Genomic DNA, 21,598 nt, shown 5'->3' with positions numbered 1-21,598 from the left:
CAATTATCCTTATGAAGAAACAAACTAAAAACGAAATAACTCGTAAAGAAGCCATCAAAAAGATTGGTAATTACGGTAAATATACTGCTTTAACCGCACTGGGAACTTATTTATTATTAAATCCTAAAAAAGCACAAGCACAAAGCACACCAGATAATCCAGGTGGTGGATTTGAATAAACATCTGATAGTTATATAAATATTAAGCCTCCTATGGGGGCTTTTTTTACTTCTTGTACATAAGAAAACACACTTCTAACCTAGTACCTATTAACAAATAAGTTTTATTTATAAAATCATAAAAATTTAACAACTATAATTATTATAGACTCTCTTATAATAAAAACAAGGCTATCAAAAATGACAGCCTTGCTATATTTATAGTAGTTTACCTACTAAAAAGGGAAATTTATTCTAAAATAACCTTCTTCATTCCTAAGCCACTTTTTAAAGTCTGCATATATAAATAATATATACCTTTTGAATAGTTTGAAACATCCAATACCTCTTTATCAGATAATTTTCTTTTTTGTAATATTAACTTACCATTTATATCAAACATCATTAAATTTAATATTTTATCGGTATTAGGTACCTCTATACTTAATTTATCTTTAACAGGATTTGGAAATAATTTAAAACTCTTATTAATTTTTGCATTTTTCATGTTTTCATTTCTTCCAGAATTTTCACCTGATCCTATTGTTGATAAACTTCCAACCCTTACAGGAGGATAACATTTCTCACAACCTGTTTCTGGATCTTTTACAGAAAATGTAAACCACCTATCTTGGTTACGTACAATATATGGTATTTCAACCTTTATCTTATCTCCTTGAATAATAGTTTCTCCTGAATACATTTCTATACCTCCTGCTGAACAGTTAGTAGGTTCATCAGTATGAAATCTTATATTTACATCTAATACTTTTCTTGTTTCAAGTACAAAAGTGTTAATAAAACTTGAATTTTCTATTTTACCATATTCAACATCTAACGGATTCCCTATTACATCTAATGCCGCTTTATCTCCTGAACAACCTTTATTTGTTGGAACTACACTTATTTCTCCTGCTCCTCCATTTAGCTTTACAGTTATAGAATTATTTGTAATACCTCCACCTCTTACTCTTGTCCAAGATGATGGAAACTTCCATACATAAGAAGTTACTATACCAGATGTACTAGCTGTAAAAGTTATTTCTGGATTATCGCCACATACCTGATTTCCTCTTGTTATTACAGCTGTTGGTTTTACTTTAATGATTGATTCACTAGATAAAGAAGCACAATTTGATGCTGAATATGTAATTGTCTCTATTTTAAAATCTTCGTTAGGTGCTGTTACATTAATAAGCCCCGGTAAACTAATACGTTTAGTAGTAATATTTCCATCTGCCATAGTAATTTTTATATCTGCAACACTCGCTCCTTCTGATACTATTTCATATTCATTATCTGTTCCTGCCACCACACAAGTTTCTCCAACTATTATTGGTTTTTCTGATCCAAATTCAAAATTAAAAGATGCTGTATCGTCATCTTCACATCCTTGTAAAGATGCCTTTACAATATAATTACCTGTTACGTTTACTCCATTTTCAGGAGGAGTAATGGTTAATATATTCCCATTATTTACAATACTCCAATTACTTGGTAAGGCTGGTGTAACCTCCCATTTAAATTGTCCAAATGGACTTGCTGTAAAAGAAAATGCCTCTTTTGTTCCTCTTTGAATACAAGTAGGTCCAGATACAACAACTTCTCCTCCAGTTCTATTTATGTACACAATTGTTCCTGAGCTTTCACACCCTACTTCATTTTTATTAGCAGCTTTTACTACTAATACTCCACTTTTTATATCATTGAATTTTACATCTACACTACTCCCATTTCCTTCTTTAATCACTTCCCAATCAACATCTCCTTGTATAGACCAAGTATAATCTAAATCAGGATCTGCATCACTAATAGCTAATGTTTCTCTTGCCTCCACAATGGCTTCAGCACAGTAAGTTTCTTGCATTACCTTTGGTGTTTCAGGGCTTACAGTTATCTCTCTTTCATAAGCTACTTCTCCATAAGAATCTTTACAACCTAAGTTTGTTACTCTAATTTTAAAATTCCCAACTTCACTTGGCTTAAAACCATTTTTATAAGTAACTGTAGCTGAGTTTCCATAAATTACTGTTGATTCTATCCCAAATTTTGAATAGTCAGGGTGATTAGCATCTACTAAACCTCCTTCATCATCTAGTAAATCCCATTTAAAAACAGCATTTCCAGCAATTGCATCTGGTACGCTATATACTGTAGATTTTGAGCTATCTAAATTATTATCTCTTAAACAAGTAACCCCATTAATTACCTCTGGAACTATATTTTTTAGAATTTCCCAGTTGATTCCTGTTCCTGATCCTCCGCAGTTAAAATTTCCACATTGATCTGACATAAAAGCTCTGATGAAACCTTTATTTGGAGTTCCATCACTTTCTATAGTTACAATAGCAACATAATCTTCACCTACTTTTTCATAGGTATCGGTTACTTTTTTAGCTCCTCCTGTAATTGACCAAAAAATACCAAAAGGTGTTTTATTTTTTACTGTTACTACTTGATACGGATCCGTAGGTTTTCCTCCTAAACAAATCCAAGGGTTCTCCGTTTGAATTCCATTTGGTTGATTAACTCCTCCTTCACTTACAGTTATTTTTGGGTTTAAACCTCCCACACTTGGTTTTAAATCAATCTTAAATAATTGAGGAGGGTTACAACTTGCATCTGTACAAGTTACTCCTACGGTAGCCTCTCCACTAACTGTTACAGCTACTTTGTTATTTCCATTAACATTTAAAACTCCTGTTCCGTCTACATCACTTCCTACTTCCTTTAATTTTGCAGCCCCACTAATTACTGTCCATTGAAAATTATGGTTAGCATCATATGGCGCTATAAGAGTTATAGTAGAATTACAATAATAGGTGGTATCTTCTGGTGCTATAGTTATTTCTTGTCCAGATGCGTTAAATGCTAAAAATAATGCTAATAACAGCATTTTAAATCTCATAGCCATTCTTGTTTTGTTTTTCTCTTTTTTAAAGAAAAAATGTAGTTGTTTTTTCATTTGATTGTTGTTTTGTTTAATTGTTTCCATTTCTTTTTTGTAAAACATTAATTTAAATTATTATGGCAAAAGTAAGTTTGCTATCAAAGTAACATCCCACCCAAAATGGGTAGTTATAAAAATTATATTATGATTACTTTAGCTCGAAAAAAATAGATGATAACCTATTTATCAGTTATTATTCAAAGAGCTATAGTTTTTATAGCTTTTACATTTAGTTTTTACAGTGGTGCACAGGTAACGTATAAGCACTACACCACAAAAGATGGATTGCCTCACGATTTTACATTTCTAATGTATCAAGATGAATTAGGTTTTTTGTGGATAGGAACTGATGATGGGTTAGCTAAATTTAATGGGAAAGAATTTAAAGTTTTTAATATGTCTAGCGGGTTGAAATCAAACTATGTTATAGATATAGCAAAATACAAAAAAGACACTTTAGCAATAGCTACTTGGAAAGGAGGTCTACACTTTTTAACTAAAGACTCTGTTTTGATTCCTAATATTAAAGGAGATTTATATACTCCTATTGATAATGTGTATGCTATGGATAATAATATAATTGCTACTTCTAGAGGACATGTATATTATAAATACGAGAAAGAAAATGGACTTAATTTTAGTAAAAAACACTTTGTAATTAATATTAAAAAAGATAATTCCGCTAGTTTAAAAAAAACGCCTAATTCTGTATACAACTACAGCGAAAGTAAACTCATTAATAATAATCTGTATTTTTTTCAAGGAAATTTCAATGGAAAATTAAAAGGTATTTATAAATATCATTCTAAAAAACATTTATTAAACTTAGTATTTCCTTTTTTTAAGGATAAGCACATCGATTGTTTTGGTAGTTATAACGATTCTCTTTTCTATGCTTCGGTAAAAAATAATTTTTATGTATTCAATCATAAAAAAGTCATAAAAAAAACAACATGTAACTTCAGTAATATATTTGGATATGCTAAATCTACTTTTTTTGAAATATTCGTTGTAAATGATATTACATCTGATAGTCATATTATTTATATCCATGACTTAAAAAGTAAAAAATGGACTAACTTTACTCAACAAATAAAAACTTCTTTTTTAGTCTGTGATTTATTAATTGATAAGGATAAAAACATTTGGGTTACCACCAATGCTAATGGTTTATTTAAGTTATCGTATAAAAACAACTTTATTAAAGAAAATATATTTAAAGCTAAAAATATTTTAGACATTGCACTTGGAAAAGATAGTACGCTCTTCTTTTTGAAACATAAATCTATTCTTGCATATCACCCTAACTCTAGGAAAACAGCTTCTATTCATAATATTTATCATGAATCAAAATTTAAACAACGCTATTTTAATAATTTTAATATCCCAACAGATACAATTAATAATATTAAAAGTAAGCTTTTAAATTACAATTTTTATCCAAGTCCTTTTTATATTAAAAACTTAAAAAAAGATACCATTAAATTTAATTATAATATCTTACATAATAGTGGTATTGAAATTAATGTAGAAAAAATTTTACATCAAAAAAATAAAACTAATAATTCATTATTCATTATTAATGATTTAGCAGTAATAAATAACGAAATATGGACTGCTACTTCAAATGGTCTTCATGTTTTTTCAAAAAAAACACTTGAATATCAGAAAACCATAACTAACCAATATATCACTAATGAAACGTATATTAAAAAAATTCTGTATTCAAAAAATATTGCTTGGATTATACTAAAAAGTGGCTTACTTAAAATAAACCTCAACACAAATACCCCTAAACTTTACAATGAAAATAATGGTTTAGCTTCCTCTAAAATTAATGCTATTTTTATAGACCATAGAAATGATCTGTGGTTAGCTACACAAACCGGATTTTCTATGTTTAAAAACAATAATTTTTACAACTTTCAAAAATCCAAAGCCTTCCCATCTTCATTTACCTCTTCTATTATTGAAGACCATAACAACCAAATTTGGATAGCGGGTAATAAAGGTATTATCCAAATAGACAACTCTTCTGAATTTAAACCTCTACCTCCACCTAGTTTATCTATAAATTTTGAAAAAAATGTCTTTTCAATCACACATACTGACTATTCTGAACTTCCTATTAATACTCAATATAAATTCAACTCCAATAATGAATGGACTAACTTAAACGCAAAAGAAATTAATATTCAAAATTATACACCTGCCAATTATCAACTTCAATTTAGAATAAAAAACGCTAAAAGTAATTGGAACTACTCCAAAATTTATAGTTTCAAAATACAAAAAAAATGGTATAAAAAAACCTGGCTTATTATTTTATTATCCATTGTTGGAGTTATTAGTATTAGCTTTTTTTCTCTTCAACAAATTAGAAAAGTAAAAAGAAGAAATTTAAAACTAAAAAGTGCCATTACGAAACTAACTACTGTTGAGAATGAATTAAAAACAGTAAGAGATAATATGGCTAGAGATTTTCACGATGAATTAGGAAATAAAATAGCGGGTATTAGCCTTTTATCTGATTTGATAATAAATGATGACGGTATTAAGCACTCTCCTGCCAAAAAATTAGCTTCACAAATTCATAAAGATTCTAAAGATTTATTTTTTGGTGTTAAAGATTTTGTTTGGTCAATTGATTCTAGCAGTGATCATTTAAAGGAACTGATTTTTTATTTAACTGATTTTGGTGAAGAATTGTTTCAAAAAAAAGAAATTATATTCTTAACTCAAAATAAGTGTGTAACTAACATAAAACTGCCTAGTTATTGGAACAGACAACTTTTACTTTTATTTAAAGAAGCTATGACAAATAGTTTTAAGCATTCAAAGGCGAATAAAGTTATATTATTTTTTGCTACAGAGAATAACAAACTTATTATTAAACTACAAGATAATGGTATTGGTTTTAACGTTGAAAACGTTAAAAGAAAAAACGGATTGTTAAATATGAAAAAAAGAGCTGCACAAATAAATGGTGAATTAACCTTTAACAACTCAAAAGGAACAATAATTGAGTTTATTGGAACTTTAACATAAAAACTTTATTTTTCAATATAAAAATAAAACAGTTTTCTTGATATTTGCTTTAAATATTAAGCCCCCGAAAAAATTGGATAGTGTAATTATTATAGAGGATTACAATATAATCCTTGAATCATATAAAAAGATAATTAACAATTCTAATGACTTTAAGGTTATTGGGACTTATACTAGCTGTGAAGATGCATTAAAGGAAATATGCTATTTAAAGCCTAAGTATATTATTATCGATATTACCTTACCTGGTATGAATGGTATTGAAGGTATACGTCATATACAATCAAAACTTTCTAATGTTTCAATTATAGTGGTTACTGTACATGAAAATTCAAAATATGTTTTTGAAGCTTTATGTGCTGGTGCTGTAGGATATTTAACCAAAACTAGTGGTACTAAAGAATTAGTACAAGCTCTCTACCAAATAAAAAACGGTGGTGCTCCCATGAGTATTAATATAGCCAGAATGGTTGTAGAATCTTTTCAAGAAAAGAAATTTAAAGAGCTTACTAGTAGAGAAAATCGAGTTTTAACATTACTTTCTGAAGGGAAGAGTTATGCTTCTATTGGACACAAACTTCATTTAAGTGTAAATACTATTAAATACCATATTAGAAACATTTACGAAAAGCTACATGTAAAAAATAAGGCTGAGGCAATTGAGCTTTTTTATAAAAAATAAGATAAGTAATTAAACAGTTAATTAAAATTATTTTTCTTTAAGATTTTGTAAACTTTTAACTTACCGTTATTGAAACTACTTATTTTTTGTAATTTGCTAGCACTTTAAATTAAGCAAATTATGAAACAAAACTATTTTTTAAGGATATTTAGCCTTCTAATGCTCCTTAACTCATTTATTTTTTTAAATGCACAGACATTAAGCTCAGGGGATATAGCTATTATTGGAGTAGGTGTAGATAATGAAGAAGTATTACTTGTAGCTTTAAAAGATATACCTGCAAATGAAACCGTTTTTTTTACTGATGAAGAATGGGGAGGAACAAGTTTTAATTCTGGAGAAGGATTCGTTCAATGGACTACTACTGCTATAAATGCAGGAACTACTGTTACTATTTCTTTTAACTCAGACAGTTCTACTGATGGAGGTACAATCACCAACATTACTGGGTCTCTTGTTTTAGGGAATTCAGGCGATGGTATGTATATTTATCAAACTGCTGACAATCTTTACAATGGTACTCCAACAATTTTAGGATTTGCAGGAGAAGATAGTGGTGACGCTGGTACATTAACAGGAACTGGTCTTACACTTGGTACAAATGCTGTTTATTTTGGTGGAGATAATGGTATATATACTGGTGCTAGAACGGGAGGAAATCAAGCTAGTTATCTTTCTTTAATTTACGATAGTGCTAATTGGACTACCTCTGGAAGCTCACAAACTTTTGATACCACTTTATTTTCGCTTTCTTCTGATCAAGCTATTAATTTTGATACTTCTTCTAGTACCGAAAATGAAACTGACACAAACTTTAATACTTCAATACCTGTAACTTTATCTAATTATACAGCTGATGTTACTATTAGTGTTTCTGTGAATGCTAGTAGCACAGCTGAAAGCGGTGATTACACTTTAAACACTACCTCTTTAACTTTTACAGGTAATGGAACACAAAATATTTCATTAGATATTAATGATGATGCTGATATGGATAACGAAACTGTAATATTAGATATTGCTGTAACCTCTGGAACAGCTAATATAACAACTGATACACATACAGTAACTATTCAAGATGACGACCTTCCTGAGGTAATGTTTTCTGAAATTATGTATAATACGCCCACTTCAGGTGGTACTGATGATGAATGGATTGAAATTACAAATAACAGTGGAGGAACTATTACTTTAACAAACTGGACTATTGAATATAGCGGTGGTACTTTTACATTTCCTTCAGCAGTAATTAACAATGGCCAATATATTACCATTGCTCTTGGTAGTAATGGAGATGGTACTTTCAATAATGATGCACCTTTCCCTCCTGATTTTAATGATTTAGGCGTAACAAATGATGCTGTTAAAGACACTGACAATACGAATAATTTAACTAATTCATCTGGTACTATAACACTTAAAAATGATAGTGGAACTACTATAGATACTGTTTTTTATGATGATGGACACGTAAGTTCAACCGATGGAAATGGCGATTCTTACGAGCTTATAAACGTTAATAATAACAACTCTTCTACTAGCTCTAATTGGCAAGGTAGTATTAAAGATGGAGGATCTCCTAAAAGAGCTAGTGGTGCTACTTGGACTGGTACAACTAGTAATGATTGGGCTAATAGCAATAACTGGCTAAATGATACAAATCCTTCTTTCTCTAGTGATGTATTAATTCCTAATACAGTAACTAATTACCCTACTGCTTCAAGTTTTATTATTACTAATAGTATAACTTTTGAAGAAGGAGCATCGTTAATAACTAGTTCTTTTGTAAATGGAACAATTACTTACAACAGAAGCTTAACTACAAACTGGCATTTAATTGCTTCTCCTGTTATTAATGAAACTGTAGAAGATATTATTTCGAACCATAGTTTAGCTACAGGTTCTGGGTCTAATGTTGGTTTAGGGTTTTATAATAATAGTGGTGCTAATGCATGGACATACCAAACTAGTACATCAACAGGTACAATTAATGAAGGAACTGGTATGATTATCAAACTAGACGCTGCTGGCACTGTAAAATTTAGTGGAGACTTTAATAAAGACCCAATCACAATTGGCTTAACTACAGGAGACAGAACTAGTTTTAACTTAATTGGAAATTCTTTTACTGCGTATGTTAACTCTACTGCTTTCTTAAACAGTATTAGTAATGCACCTACATTTAGTGAACAAACGGTTTGGTTATGGGATGGTACACAATACATTACTAGAAACTTAGCCAATCCTATTGAGATAGCACCAGCACAAGGATTCTTTGTAAAAGCTGCTATTAATAACAATGTATTTTTAAATCCTTCAATGCTTTCTCATCAAGGTACTGATACTTTTATGAGAGAAGAACCTAAAACAAACATTGAATTATTTGTAGAGAGTAATAATGTAAAAAAGTCTACTGATTTATTTTACATAAATAACACTACTACTACGTTTGATAATGGATATGATAGTAGTGTATTTGATGGTGTTTCTGAGAACTTCAATATATATACTCAGTTATTATCTAATCCAAATAACGAAATTAAAAAGTTAGCTATTCAATCATTACCTAATAATAATTATGAAAACATGGTTGTTCCTGTTGGTATAACTTCAGAAGCAGGAAAAGAAATCACTTTTTCTATAACAACAACTAATCTACCTAATACTATAGAAGTTTATTTAGAAGATAGATTAAATAATGTATTTACTAACTTGTCTAAGGAAAATTATAAGGTAGTTGTTAATGGATCAACTACTGACCAATTTTATATCCACACTACCTCTCAAAAACTAGGGGTTGATTCTTTTGAGAATTCTTTAGAGAATATCCGTATTTATCAGTCTTCTAAAAATGAATTGACGGTTACTGGTTTATCTTCAAAAGTTAACAATATACATGTTTATTCTATAGTAGGTAAATCTATTAGCTCAATTAAAACTAATGGTAATAACACAACCATTTCTTTACCTAGAGCGTCAACTGGTGTATATTTAGTTGAAATTACTTCTGAAGTAGGTAAAACTAGTAAAAAAATAATTTTTGAATAAATAGTAAATACAACTCTTAAATTATATTCCCATGAAAAAACAAGAACAAAACAAAACCGATATATCTCGTAAAGAAGCTTTAAAAAAGATTGGTGATTATGGTAAATATACTGCCTTAACAGCTTTAGGTACTTATTTATTGTTAGATCCTAAAAAAGCACAAGCTCAAAGTACAAGTCCTGAAGATCCAGGAGGAGGTTTTGAATAAATCAATACAATTATAATATATAAAACTAGAAGCTGAGTGTAAAATATTCAGCTTCTTTTTTATTGGTTTTGTATCAACGTACTCTTTTTGTATCTCATCGATACTTACTATATAATTAAACTTTCCGTAGCCTTTAATTAATATAATCCATCCTAACTTTAGTATCAGAAAAACAAAAATAGTTGTGGTATGATTACTGACTTTATCCTTAAAAAAGATTTCAACTTTAAATATTTGAGTTATGATAAACTTTTAAATGGAATCCATTATTCTTTTGTGCATCCCACAAAAGGTAGTTTTATAGCTTTATTACCAGACAAATATTCTTTATTACAAATAGACTCTATTGATTATAACACAAACCTTACCTTTAAGTGTATTAACGACTTAATAGACTGGGTTAATGAGAACTAATCTTGTATAAAATAAAAAGAGAAACCTAAAATAATTTAGACTCCTCTTTTCCCTTATATATAAATAAAAATTAACACATTATCTTCTTTGGCTATCAGGCGGGTACTGAGCCATAATTTTATTTACGAATTCTTTAATTCTAGCTTCCTTACGTTCAACATTAGTCATTCGTAATGCTCCAGTACCAATACCTTGCCAAACTAATTCTTTTTTATCAGCTTCTAACAAATCAATAAATAAAGTTCCTTCTGTATATTGAGATACTGTTACTGGGTTTGGTCCATAATACCATGGATACCAAAATCCTCCAAAATTATTATCATTGATATTAATTCGTTCTCTTGACTTTGTAAATAAGCTTACTAAAATATCAGGTGAAGAAGACTTTTTCATTCCTTTAGCAATCAGCTCGGCTTCAATAGCTCTCATAATACGTTTTTTGTCTAAGTCAGAAATAGGTGCTTTATCTATTCCTGTTTTATAAAAAGCAAACGTTTTATACTTACTAAAGTCAGCTTGTGTATCATAATCATTAGCTACTCTAATTGAGCTGCATGACATTACTAAAAGTAGTAGAACCGGAAGTAAAAGTAATTTAGAATTTTTCATTAATACAAGATTTAGAGTTTCAAACTTTAGGTTTTTAAACATAAGTTAAAACTCTAAATCTTGAAACTGTTATACATTTTCTAATAACGCATCATCTACAAAATTAGGAAGTGTTACCTGTAGTTTCTTTTCAGATTCCATAGCTCTTTTAATAGCAAAAACAGCTTCCTCATTTCTAGCCCAACTTCGTCTTGCTATTCCGTTATTTACATCCCAAAAAAGCATTGATTCTAAGCGACGTGATGCTGCCTTAGAACCATCAAGAAGCATGCCAAATCCACCATTAATAACTTCTCCCCAGCCTACGCCTCCTCCATTGTGAATTGACACCCAAGTTGCGCCTCTAAAACTATCTCCTATAACATTATGAATAGCCATATCTGCCGTATAACGAGACCCATCATAAATATTTGATGTTTCTCTATAAGGAGAGTCAGTTCCTGAAACATCATGATGATCACGGCCTAAAACTACTGGCCCAATTTTTCCTTTTTTAATCGCTTTATTAAACGCTTTGGCTATTTCTATCCTTCCTTCTGCATCTGCATATAAAATTCTTGCTTGTGAACCAACTACTAATTTATTTTCCTGAGCTCCTTTTATCCATTGAATGTTATCTGCCATTTGTTGCTGAATCTCTTCTGGCGATTTCTTCATTATTTTTTCTAAGACTTTACAAGCTATTGCATCAGTTTTAGCTAAATCTTCTGGATTTCCAGAGGTACAAACCCATCTAAAAGGGCCAAAACCATAATCAAAACACATTGGCCCCATAATGTCCTGTACATAGCTTGGGTATTTGAATTCTCTTCCTAAAGTTGGATTAGGGTTCATTACATCCGCTCCTGCTCTACTCGCTTCTAGTAAAAAGGCATTTCCATAATCAAAAAAGTAGGTTCCTTTTTCTGTATGTTTATTTACAGCAGCTGCATGACGTCGTAAAGACTCTTGTACTTTTTCTTTAAAAAGCACTGGATTTTCAGCCATCATTGTATTAGCATCCTCAAATGAAGTACCTACGGGATAATATCCTCCAGCCCATGGATTATGTAATGACGTTTGATCTGACCCTAGATCAATATGAATATCATTTTTTGCAAACTTCTCCCAAACCTCAACTACATTTCCTAAATACGCTAATGAAACGGTTTCTTTATTTTCTTGTGCTAATTTAACACGAGCTACTAAAGTATCTAAATCAGTAATTTTTTCATCTATCCAACCTTGGTCTAAACGAACTTGTGTAATTTTAGGATTTACCTCAGCACAAACTGTAATACATCCTGCTATATTTCCAGCTTTTGGTTGTGCGCCACTCATTCCTCCTAATCCAGCAGTAACAAATAAACCTCCTTTTGGTGATTTTTTTATTTTTCTAAACCCATTTAATACAGTAATGGTAGTTCCGTGCACAATTCCTTGTGGCCCAATATACATATAACTTCCAGCTGTCATTTGTCCATATTGAGTAACTCCTAAAGCATTAAATTTTTCCCAATCGTCAGGTTGTGAATAATTAGGAATCATCATTCCGTTAGTTACTACCACTCTTGGTGCATCTTTATGTGAAGGAAATAATCCCATTGGATGTCCTGAATACATTACCAATGTTTGCTTATCTGTCATTTTAGACAAATACTGCATGGTTAATAAGTATTGTGCCCAGTTTTGAAAAACAGCGCCATTACCACCATAGGTAATTAATTCATGAGGATGTTGTGCTACTGCATAATCCAGATTATTCTGAATCATTAGCATAATAGCTTTTGCTTGTGATGATTTACCTGGATATTCTTTAATATCTCTAGCATACATTTTATAATCAGGACGAAATCTGTACATATAAATACGTCCGTATTTCTCCAACTCTTCTGCAAATTCAGGTATCAACTCCTCATGATGTTGCTTATCAAAATAGCGTAAGGCATTTTTTAATGCTAATTTTTTCTCTTCTTCTGATAAAATTTCTTTACGCTTAGGTGCGTGATTTATAGTTTTATCGTATTCTTTTTTTGGAGGCAATACAGATGGAATTCCTTGTTTTATTTGTTGTTTAAATGTCATAATAATCCCTTTTTAACGAACTATAAATTCTTGATTCTTAACCATAATTACTAATGCATTGATATCGTCTTTTAAAACTCTATCTTCCTCTAATTTAGCAACTTTTGATCGAACTAAACTAAAGTTCTTTTCTATAATTTTAGAAAAAGTATTCGGCCTTCTAAACTCCATTGCTTGTGCTGCATACATTACTTCTATAGCAAATATTTTTTCTAAATTTCCTAATATTTGATTAAACTTTCTACTAGAGATACTTCCCATCGAAACATGGTCTTCTTGCCCCAATGAAGTAGGTACACTATCTGCAGAAGGAGGAAAACATAATGATTTATTTTCGGTAACCAAAGCTGCTGTTGTGTATTGAGGAATCATGTATCCTGAATTCAAACCGCCAGCAGTAGTTAACAATCTTGGTAAACCATATTTACCCTCTAATAATAAATAAGAACGTCTGTCAGAAATATTTCCTAATTCAGAAGCTGCTATAGAAGCATAGTCTAGTGCCATAGCTAAAGGTTGTCCGTGAAAATTCCCTCCTGAAATAGCTTCCGTTTCACTTAATACAATAGGATTATCCGTTACCGAATTCATTTCTATTTCTGCTAGTTCTTTTAAATGCGCATAGGCATTTCTAGAAGCTCCATGAACTTGTGGCATACAACGTATTGAATATGGATCTTGTACGCGCTCACATTCAAAATGATTCTCTACATTTTGAGAATTTTCCAATAACATACGCATACGTTCCGCTACTTTTAAATTTCCTTTAAATGGGCGAATTGTGTGTAAAGCTTCTTTAAATGGTGAAGCGCTTCCTTGAAAACCTTCTAAACTCATAGCTCCAGCAACATCAGCTAAATCTAGTAAGTATTCCATCTTTTTTAAACCAACTATAGCATGTGCTAAAATAAATTGTGTTCCATTTATTAACCCTAAACCTTCTTTGGCTTCTAGTTGTAATGAGCTTAAATTATGTTGTTTTAAAACTTCTTCTGCTTTTACTATCTCTGTTCCCTTCCAAAATTCTCCTTCTCCTAATAATGGTAAAAATAAATGTGATAGCGGTGCTAAATCTCCTGATGCACCAACAGAACCTTGCTCAGGAACTATAGGTAATAAATCATTTTCAATAAAATAAAGAATGCGTTCTATTAACTCTAAACGTACTCCTGAAAATCCTTGACAAAGTGCATGTACTTTACAAATCATCATGATTTTAGAGATCATTTTATCTATGGGGTTTCCTACACCAACTGCATGCGTTATCAATAAATTCTCTTGAAGTTTACTCGTTTCTTCTGGTGTAATTTGCACGTCGCACAAAGGACCAAAGCCTGTATTAACTCCATAAACAGCCTTATCTGAATTGGCCATTATTTCAACTTTATTTCTACATGCTTGTATTTTATCTTTTGCTTCAGAAGTAATCCCCGCTTTTAATTCGCCTTTTGCTATTAAAATTACTTGGTCTACTGTAAGTCTATCTATACCGTATTTAAACATTCTGTACTTTTTTAGTATTACAAAGTTATTTGTACTTTTGATAACTAACAATACCATCTTTATCATATATTAATAACCATGAGTAATCAATTAGAATTACGACATCTTAAATATTTCTTGGCTGTAGCCGAGGTATTGCATTTTAGAAAGGCTGCTGAACAGTTATTTATTTCTCAACCTGGTTTGAGCAGACAAATTAAACAAATGGAAGATGATTTAGGTATTGATCTATTTGTAAGACATAATAGAAAGGTAGCTTTAACTCCTGCTGGAGAATATTTAAAGAAAGAAATTACACAAAACTTAAAAAACCTTGAACATGCTTTAACCTATGCAAAGCTATTACAAGATGGTAAACTAGGAGAATTAAAATTTGGCTATGTAGGTTCAGCTATGCAAAATATTATACCTAAGGTACTGGTAGATTTTAAAAAAGAATTTCCAAATGTAACTTTTGGTTTGAAAGAAATGGATAATCAAAAGCAAATTGAAAATCTATTATCCAATGATATTGATGTCGGTTTTGTTAGACTAGATAGAGTTCCAAGAGGTATTGCTATAAAGCCCATATTAAAAGAACCTTTTTGTTTAGTACTTCCTAAAAATCATCCTATAGACACTACTAACTTCAAAAGTTTACATCAACTCAAAGACGAACCTTTTATTTCTTTTGATCCTTCGTATAGTCCTTCTTATTATGAAAAAATAATGCAGATTTTTGATGAAAGTGGTTTTTCTCCTATCATTTCTCATAATACGATTCATGCCGCTTCTATCTATAAATTAGTCGAAAACAACTTCGGTTTATCAATTGTACCTAAATCTTTACAAAATGGATATGATCTAGCTGTTAAATTTATTGAATTAAACAAAGTTTCACAACGTACCACTTTATCTGCTGTATGGAATAAAAACAATCAAAGTCCAATATTGGCCTCTTTAATAAATACCATAAAAAAACACTCCTAGGGAGTGCTTTTTAAATAAGTTTATAAAACTAGATAGTTACTTTATTACTAAATGTTTTGTTACTATTTGATTATTAGCTTCTATCTTGACTAAATAATTTCCTTTAGCTAATGATTTTACATTAAAGTTTAAGTTATAAATACCTGAATCATGATTGCCTTTTGATAATAAATCTCGTACTTTTTGTCCTTTAACATCATAAATAATAACAGAAACTTTTGAAGGTGTTTGTAATAAGTAATGTAAATTTCCTTCATTACTCATTGGGTTTGGATACATCCCTAACAATACAAAATTCTCTAAATTTTCTAACGAATTTTTTACATCTTCTGGTGCATCACCATAAATTGTTGTTGCTAACTTTTGCGCTGGTCTTGAAGTGCTTTTTATTCCACAAGTTCCTCTATTTACGTAAAACCCTTTTTTATAGAACTGACCTGCTTGTGGTGCTTTAATACCATGCATATAATACCAATCAGCCTGAACTCTTTCTTCTTTTACATCTAACACATAATAACCATGAACATCTAAATCCACTTCTTTCATATGTCTGTTTAAAGTTTTAGTATAAAACTCAGCAATACCTGCAGCAAAACTTCCTACAACATCTAAGTTTTGTGAAGTAACACTTGGCACTACAAACTCAGAAGCTACACACTTTTTATTGTGAATAATATCTCCTGCAAAAGTACTGTGTATGTCTCCTGTTAAAACCACTAAATTATCTATGTTATTATTTAATACAAAGTCATGAATTCTAGCTCTTTCTTCTGAATATCCATCCCAAGCATCACTTGTAGGTACGCCAGCATATCGCATCATCATTACTTGATTTCCTAAAATTTTCCATGTTGCCTCTGAACTTGACAATTTATTTAATAACCAATCAAACTGTGGTTTACCCAAAATAGATTTATATGTTGCACCTCTCTCTTGTTCTTGTTTAGCTAACACCTGAGTTCTTACTGATTTATTTAATAAAGCTTCCAACTTCTCTAAATCTTTTTTGTTACTCGTTGCTCTCTTACCTTTTGTCTTGTAATTATACGTAACTTCTGTAAATGTGTTTAACAGATATTCTTTTTCAGATATTGTTAACACACTCGTTTCAATAAAATAAGGCATTAATTCTGCTAAAGTTTCTTTAATTTCTTTAGGTGTATTTAACTTACGAGAAGCAATCATTGTTTTTACCTTAGCTTTTAGCTCTTTTTCAGAAATCCCCGAGAATTTTTGAGAAGCAGCAACACTTTCTCCTCTACCAACAATTCTAGTATCTAACATCAATAAATCTGCTAAATTACCATACGAAAAGTCTCTATACAGTCTATATTCTTCTATCGAATTAGCTCTCACAGGTTGCCATTCAAAATACGCTTTATAGGCATTGTTTTTTCTTACTTCCCAACTTCCCTCTGAAGAAGGTGAATGATTTTGAGCACCATATTTATTCGCATCATTGGCAAATTCATGATCATCCCAGATTAAAATAAAAGGATGTTGTTGGTGTAATTTACGTAACATAGGGTCTAACCTGTAATAAGAATACCTAACACGGTAATCATTTAATGTTATGATTTCTCCTTTGGGTAAATGTCCTCTTCCTAGTTTATCACTATATCCATATCCTCCACTCGCATATTCATAAATATAGTCACCTAAATGAATTATCGCATCAATATCTGTTCTATTTGCTAATTCATCATACGCATTAAAGTATCCACTTTGGTAGTTTGAACAAGATACAATTCCAAAACGAACATTCTCTACATTTCCTGTTGGTGCTGTTCTTGTTTTTCCTATAGTAGACTTTTTACCTAACGCTTCAAACTGAAAATAATAGGTGGTGTTAGGAGATAAGTTTCGAACATCAACCTTTACCGTATAATCTCTCAGCTCATTGGTTATCGTATTTCCTTGACTCACCACACCGCTCATGTTTGGATTTGTTGCTACTTTCCAATTTACATTGGCTGCTGCTTGATTGGTAGTTACACGAGTCCAGATAATTACAGCATCTTTTAAGGGATCTCCTGAGGCTACACCATGGTAAAATGGTGCTAGTGAACTATCAAAAAAATTTTCAATGCTATTACTATTTGCTCTACTTATTTTTGTTAAAGTTCCTTGATTTTGTGCATGAGTTGACAGTAAACTCAACGCACCAAAAGCCAAGCAAAGGATAGTTTGCTTTAATTGTTTCATAATAAAAATTGGGGGTTTGTTAGTTATTTAATTAATTGTTTTGCAGTTATTTTCTGTGTAGTTACGTTGTAAATTTGTAGCAAATATTTTCCTTCAGCTATATTTTGAGTATCAATAGTGATGGTCTTCTCTCTTGCTTCGTATGGTTTTCTCCATAGTAACTTTCCATTAATGTCATATAACAATAACTCAATTGGCGATTGTGAATCTTTACCTAAGTCTACTATAATTCTATTAGAAAATGGATTTGGATATACCTTAGTTTCTGGTAATAAGTACTTATTTTCTTTTTTAAGTTGTACTTTCTCCGTAATTTCTTTTACAATAAGTGGAGCATTTTTAGAAATTGGTCTTCGCATTGTAGTTGCTCCAAAAGAATATTTAACTACTAGTTTGGCTGCTTTAGAAGGATCATTGTCAAATGTATACGCTTTTCTTCTACTTTTTGAGTGGTCATTTTCCCAAATAACAAAACTGATACTATTTCCATAATTCCAATCTTGCTTAGTTACTAATTGTTGTATATGGTTTGATAAATTAGGACTTTTGGTGTGTGTGCCTAAATCTCCTCTTCGCCATCTACTTGGTCTCCATGACACTGGGTTAGCTAATCTTTTTCTTTTTGAAACTGCATATGCAGTTCCAAATTCATTAGCATTTGATGTATCATTCGTAGCTATTCTTAAATGCACTGCATTACTTTGAGAATCAACTGCCACAAATTGAATATACGCTTCAGTGATAGCAGCTCCTTTAGGGACTTTTATATTTTGAAAACGTAATCCGACATATTGATTGGTACCAAACCAAGTCCACCCGTAATCAAATGACATTTCTAAATCAGAACTGTCATAATACAATTTACCGTCAGCATCAATTCCTTCTTCAACATCATCTTTACTGGTTATAATACTTGAGCTTGCAGTAGCTGCATAGTTTCCTGCATTTACATATAATTGCTCTACATCATAAGCTGAATAATCTAAGTTGTATGCGGTAGCCTCAACTTTATTTCTCCCTATAGAAAATGTATATTCTAATTCGTAAGGAAACGTAGTATCTACCTTGACAGACTGTCCATTTACTTTAAATTCAACCGCTGCAATACCTACGTTTATTTTTTTATTAATTACCTTTATAGAAGTTGCCTCTGTAGTACTTACAACTTGCTCATTTGTTAAGCCACCAAAAACAATGTCTGGTTTTGAATTTTGCAGCTTAGGGTTAAATAACTCTACTACTTCACCATTAGAAGGCTTCCAGACCTGTAAGTTTTTTGGCAATTCAAATACATTATTATTTGGTACTTCTTGAATGTTTCTAGAATCTCCAACTACAATTGTTCTTACTTCCATTTTAAAAGTATCAACAAATATTAGTTTGAATTGATTAAAAGAAGCAGAATCCCTTGTCCAAGATTTCTTATCATCATTAGCTCTTAAAGGCGCTCCCCAGCAACCTTCTCCTACGTATACAGTTCCATTTATAGTGTCTTTTACAAAACCTTGATCACAACCATTAGCTCCTGAACATGGTTTTACTGGCCAAGTAGATTTTACACTATGTGAATCACTTTCACAAACCAAACGCACTCCATAATCATAAAATAATTGCGACCAGTTATTGTATTGGTCATTTCCTTCTGATTTTGAAGATACATGTGGACGCATTGGTTTATGGTATTGTGCCATTTTCCAAACAATATCTTCATGGTTCTTTAAATCGTTCTGCAACCAATTCACTTGATTTCCCCCAGCTGTAATTTCTGAATTTAATGTATAACTACGTACTAAATTCTTTCCAAAAGTTAGCGCATAATATATATCTGTTGAAGGTGTATTGAACAAATTATAGATTACTTTATTTGATTGTTCATGATTTCCTCTTGCTGGTATAATAGGAAACATTCTTCCATCAGGTGCTATTGTTAATTGCCAATCATTAAACCAATCTTTCCACTCAAACAACGTATCTAAATTAGTCATATCACCTCCAAAAAAAACAGCATGAGGTTTCAACTTAGCTACTAACCTATTAGCATTTTGTCGTACATCTCTATTATTTCTTGAATCTCCTCCCGCTATAAAAGACATTTTGCTATTGGTATCTGGAGCTGTTTTAAACCAGAATCTTCTGCTTACTCCTTGTAAATCTTTAATTACAAAATAGTAAGCTGTATTGGCTTTAAGATTACTAAGTTTTGCAAAATGATTATTCATTGCTTTATAACTTACTTTACGGTCAACTGATTTTTGCATTGGGTAACTTTGCCAATCTGTTCCAAAATCTTGGGTTCCATAATATATAATTGGACTATCTCCAGAAGTTTGATTCCATCCTATCATTATGGTAGAAGATGGGTTGTCTGTTAAAATTAAACGGTACTTTTCATTACCTGCTTTGCAAGTAAAAACAAGCCCTATAAAAAGAGCGGTTAATAGTTTTTGAAGGGACATAATTTAAAATTTTAGTCGAAACTACATCTTTTATCCTCACAAATACTATGCGTGCATAACACTTAACAAAATGTTAAAAGCATTAACAATTTAGTAGTAAGCCCTTAAAACTATGCTAACAATAAATTAACAAAGCCTATTCAAAAATATCATATAAGTAACTTTACAAACAAAAACATAACTATTATTAAATTTTTTAACCTTTTCGTCATTTTAATAAAGTTAACATAAAACATTGTGCTTTACTTTTTACTAACAAAAAGTTCTCTTTTTATACACTAATTATATTTTATTAATGTTATCATTTCTCATTTAAATTAATTACATTGATAAAATATTTACTTTTGCCGCGTGATTTTTGTTTCTAAACATATGGTACCCAAAGGTTTTGTAGGCCTTGCTTTATACCCTTTTATCTTTTTAAAAAGAAAGGATTTAAAGAACAATATATTCTTAATAAATCATGAAAAAATTCATTTAAAGCAACAAATTGAACTACTGATTATCTTCTTCTACCTTTTTTATTTAATAGAATGGTTTATAAAACTTATTAAATATCGTAGCACTGCTATGGCTTATAAAAATTTAAGTTTTGAACGAGAGGCTTATCTTAATGAAGGTGATTTAAATTATTTAAAAAAACGTAAAGCTTGGGCTTTTATAGCTTACTTGTAGGTAATTTTTTTTCTTGATTTAAAATCATTTGAAAATTAAATAATGTTTTTCTCACAATGCATTTGGTTAACATTCCTTTTTCATTGTAATAATAACTATCTCTATGACGGCTTCGATCACTAATTAGGTCAAATTGTGTATCACTTATTTTTTTTATCTTTTTATAATATCCGCCTACTTCTTCAAAAACTAACTCTCCATCTCTTGGCTTCTTATATGTTAAAACAATAGTGCTCATAGATACTGGCGATGAATGAATTGTTTTTTTTCCATCTGTAATTACCGAATAAATTTCGTTTTCTTTTCTAATTTCTGCTAACTCTTTTACCTTATTGTTTTTAGTAACTTTATAGAAACTAGTATTAAGAACTCCTTTTTTGTATACAGTTTTCATCTCTGTAATAATTCTCTTTTTACCAAAAAAGGATACTTCTGATTTTGAATCAGAAGTATAAATTATTTCATTAAGCGTATGCCTTTTATTTGTTATTACTTTGCCTATTTTCTTTCCCAAAACAATAACATCATAGGTATAAATTTGTGCATATAAACAATTTGTTATTGTCAATAGTATCCATAAAAAAATAGTTATTAGAACTTTTTGCATGC

The 21,598-nt window shown here is 30.6% G+C and carries 14 protein-coding genes; 7 read left to right on the top strand and 7 right to left on the bottom strand.

Translation table 11 applies throughout. The features are described from left to right. The first annotated feature begins 11 nt into the window (after positions 1-11). Entirely contained in the window at positions 12-179 is a 168-nt protein-coding gene (locus ABNT65_RS01160; protein ID WP_348705816.1) for a hypothetical protein, read from the top strand. Between the two features lie 229 nt (positions 180-408). Here ABNT65_RS01160 and ABNT65_RS01155 read toward each other — a convergent pair whose 3' ends face one another. Next, positions 409-3,123: a T9SS type A sorting domain-containing protein gene (locus ABNT65_RS01155; RefSeq protein ID WP_348746935.1), complete on the bottom strand. Its 2,715-nt coding sequence runs from the start codon at positions 3,121-3,123 to the stop codon at positions 409-411. 156 nt (positions 3,124-3,279) lie between these two features. On the opposite strand from ABNT65_RS01155, the gene ABNT65_RS01150 reads away from it, so the two are divergent. The 5 genes from ABNT65_RS01150 to ABNT65_RS01130 all read left to right on the top strand — a co-directional run bounded on the left by ABNT65_RS01150 (position 3,280) and on the right by ABNT65_RS01130 (position 10,508). Next, a complete protein-coding gene (locus tag ABNT65_RS01150; protein WP_348746934.1) occupies positions 3,280-6,156 on the top strand; it encodes an ATP-binding protein in 2,877 nt (958 codons plus the stop codon). Between the two features lie 73 nt (positions 6,157-6,229). Next, the gene (locus tag ABNT65_RS01145; RefSeq protein WP_348746933.1) at positions 6,230-6,838 is read left to right on the top strand and encodes a response regulator transcription factor; all 609 of its coding nucleotides are present in this window, start codon (positions 6,230-6,232) and stop codon (positions 6,836-6,838) included. Between the two features lie 120 nt (positions 6,839-6,958). Further along, positions 6,959-9,886 carry a lamin tail domain-containing protein gene (locus ABNT65_RS01140; protein ID WP_348746932.1) on the top strand — a complete coding sequence of 976 codons (2,928 nt, stop codon included), beginning with the start codon at positions 6,959-6,961 and terminating at the stop codon, positions 9,884-9,886. Between the two features lie 31 nt (positions 9,887-9,917). After that, on the top strand, positions 9,918-10,094 hold the full coding sequence (locus ABNT65_RS01135) for a hypothetical protein (protein ID WP_348705807.1): 177 nt from the start codon (positions 9,918-9,920) through the stop codon (positions 10,092-10,094). Between the two features lie 189 nt (positions 10,095-10,283). After that, the gene (locus ABNT65_RS01130) at positions 10,284-10,508 is read left to right on the top strand and encodes a hypothetical protein (RefSeq protein WP_348705805.1); all 225 of its coding nucleotides are present in this window, start codon (positions 10,284-10,286) and stop codon (positions 10,506-10,508) included. 78 nt (positions 10,509-10,586) lie between these two features. On the opposite strand, the gene ABNT65_RS01125 is transcribed toward ABNT65_RS01130, so the two are convergent. The 3 genes from ABNT65_RS01125 to hutH all read right to left on the bottom strand — a co-directional run bounded on the left by ABNT65_RS01125 (position 10,587) and on the right by hutH (position 14,684). Then, positions 10,587-11,117: a DUF4136 domain-containing protein gene (locus ABNT65_RS01125; RefSeq protein ID WP_348705803.1), complete on the bottom strand. Its 531-nt coding sequence runs from the start codon at positions 11,115-11,117 to the stop codon at positions 10,587-10,589. Positions 11,118-11,186: 69 nt separating this feature from the next. Beyond that, entirely contained in the window at positions 11,187-13,181 is a 1,995-nt protein-coding gene (locus tag ABNT65_RS01120) for a urocanate hydratase (RefSeq protein ID WP_348746931.1), read from the bottom strand. Between the two features lie 12 nt (positions 13,182-13,193). Further along, positions 13,194-14,684: a histidine ammonia-lyase gene (gene hutH / locus ABNT65_RS01115; protein ID WP_348736958.1), complete on the bottom strand. Its 1,491-nt coding sequence runs from the start codon at positions 14,682-14,684 to the stop codon at positions 13,194-13,196. Positions 14,685-14,762: 78 nt separating this feature from the next. Between hutH and ABNT65_RS01110 the strand changes: the two genes are divergently transcribed. Further along, positions 14,763-15,653, top strand: a complete 891-nt coding sequence (locus ABNT65_RS01110) for a LysR family transcriptional regulator (protein ID WP_348705799.1) — start codon at positions 14,763-14,765, stop codon at positions 15,651-15,653. A 36-nt stretch (positions 15,654-15,689) separates the two neighbouring features. Here ABNT65_RS01110 and ABNT65_RS01105 read toward each other — a convergent pair whose 3' ends face one another. The 3 genes from ABNT65_RS01105 to ABNT65_RS01095 all read right to left on the bottom strand — a co-directional run bounded on the left by ABNT65_RS01105 (position 15,690) and on the right by ABNT65_RS01095 (position 21,596). After that, complete coding sequence (locus ABNT65_RS01105) at positions 15,690-17,858, bottom strand: alkaline phosphatase D family protein (RefSeq protein WP_348746930.1); 2,169 nt, start codon at positions 17,856-17,858, stop codon at positions 15,690-15,692. A 23-nt stretch (positions 17,859-17,881) separates the two neighbouring features. Next, entirely contained in the window at positions 17,882-20,314 is a 2,433-nt protein-coding gene (locus ABNT65_RS01100; RefSeq protein ID WP_348746929.1) for a fibronectin type III domain-containing protein, read from the bottom strand. 658 nt (positions 20,315-20,972) lie between these two features. Then, positions 20,973-21,596 (bottom strand): DUF6134 family protein, encoded by a 624-nt coding sequence (locus ABNT65_RS01095; RefSeq protein WP_348746928.1) that lies wholly within the window; start codon positions 21,594-21,596, stop codon positions 20,973-20,975. Between the last annotated feature and the right edge of the window lie 2 nt (positions 21,597-21,598).

This window comes from Tenacibaculum sp. 190524A02b (assembly GCF_964036645.1).
In the GTDB taxonomy this organism is placed as follows: domain Bacteria; phylum Bacteroidota; class Bacteroidia; order Flavobacteriales; family Flavobacteriaceae; genus Polaribacter; species Polaribacter vairaonense.
Note: the sequence above shows the minus strand (reverse complement) of the source record. Positions and strands in the feature narration are given on the sequence as shown.

Excerpts from the sequence above, each read along its gene's own strand:
- ABNT65_RS01160 (WP_348705816.1), top strand. The coding sequence starts at position 12 with ATGAAGAAACAAACTAAAAACGAAATAACTCGTAAAGAAGCCATCAAA.
- ABNT65_RS01155 (WP_348746935.1), bottom strand. The coding sequence starts at position 3,123 with ATGAAAAAACAACTACATTTTTTCTTTAAAAAAGAGAAAAACAAAACA.
- ABNT65_RS01150 (WP_348746934.1), top strand. The coding sequence starts at position 3,280 with ATGATAACCTATTTATCAGTTATTATTCAAAGAGCTATAGTTTTTATA.
- ABNT65_RS01140 (WP_348746932.1), top strand. The coding sequence starts at position 6,959 with ATGAAACAAAACTATTTTTTAAGGATATTTAGCCTTCTAATGCTCCTT.
- ABNT65_RS01135 (WP_348705807.1), top strand. The coding sequence starts at position 9,918 with ATGAAAAAACAAGAACAAAACAAAACCGATATATCTCGTAAAGAAGCT.
- ABNT65_RS01130 (WP_348705805.1), top strand. The coding sequence starts at position 10,284 with ATGATTACTGACTTTATCCTTAAAAAAGATTTCAACTTTAAATATTTG.
- ABNT65_RS01125 (WP_348705803.1), bottom strand. The coding sequence starts at position 11,117 with ATGAAAAATTCTAAATTACTTTTACTTCCGGTTCTACTACTTTTAGTA.
- ABNT65_RS01120 (WP_348746931.1), bottom strand. The coding sequence starts at position 13,181 with ATGACATTTAAACAACAAATAAAACAAGGAATTCCATCTGTATTGCCT.
- hutH (WP_348736958.1), bottom strand. The coding sequence starts at position 14,684 with ATGTTTAAATACGGTATAGATAGACTTACAGTAGACCAAGTAATTTTA.
- ABNT65_RS01110 (WP_348705799.1), top strand. The coding sequence starts at position 14,763 with ATGAGTAATCAATTAGAATTACGACATCTTAAATATTTCTTGGCTGTA.
- ABNT65_RS01105 (WP_348746930.1), bottom strand. The coding sequence starts at position 17,858 with ATGAAACAATTAAAGCAAACTATCCTTTGCTTGGCTTTTGGTGCGTTG.
- ABNT65_RS01100 (WP_348746929.1), bottom strand. The coding sequence starts at position 20,314 with ATGTCCCTTCAAAAACTATTAACCGCTCTTTTTATAGGGCTTGTTTTT.
- ABNT65_RS01095 (WP_348746928.1), bottom strand. The coding sequence starts at position 21,596 with ATGCAAAAAGTTCTAATAACTATTTTTTTATGGATACTATTGACAATA.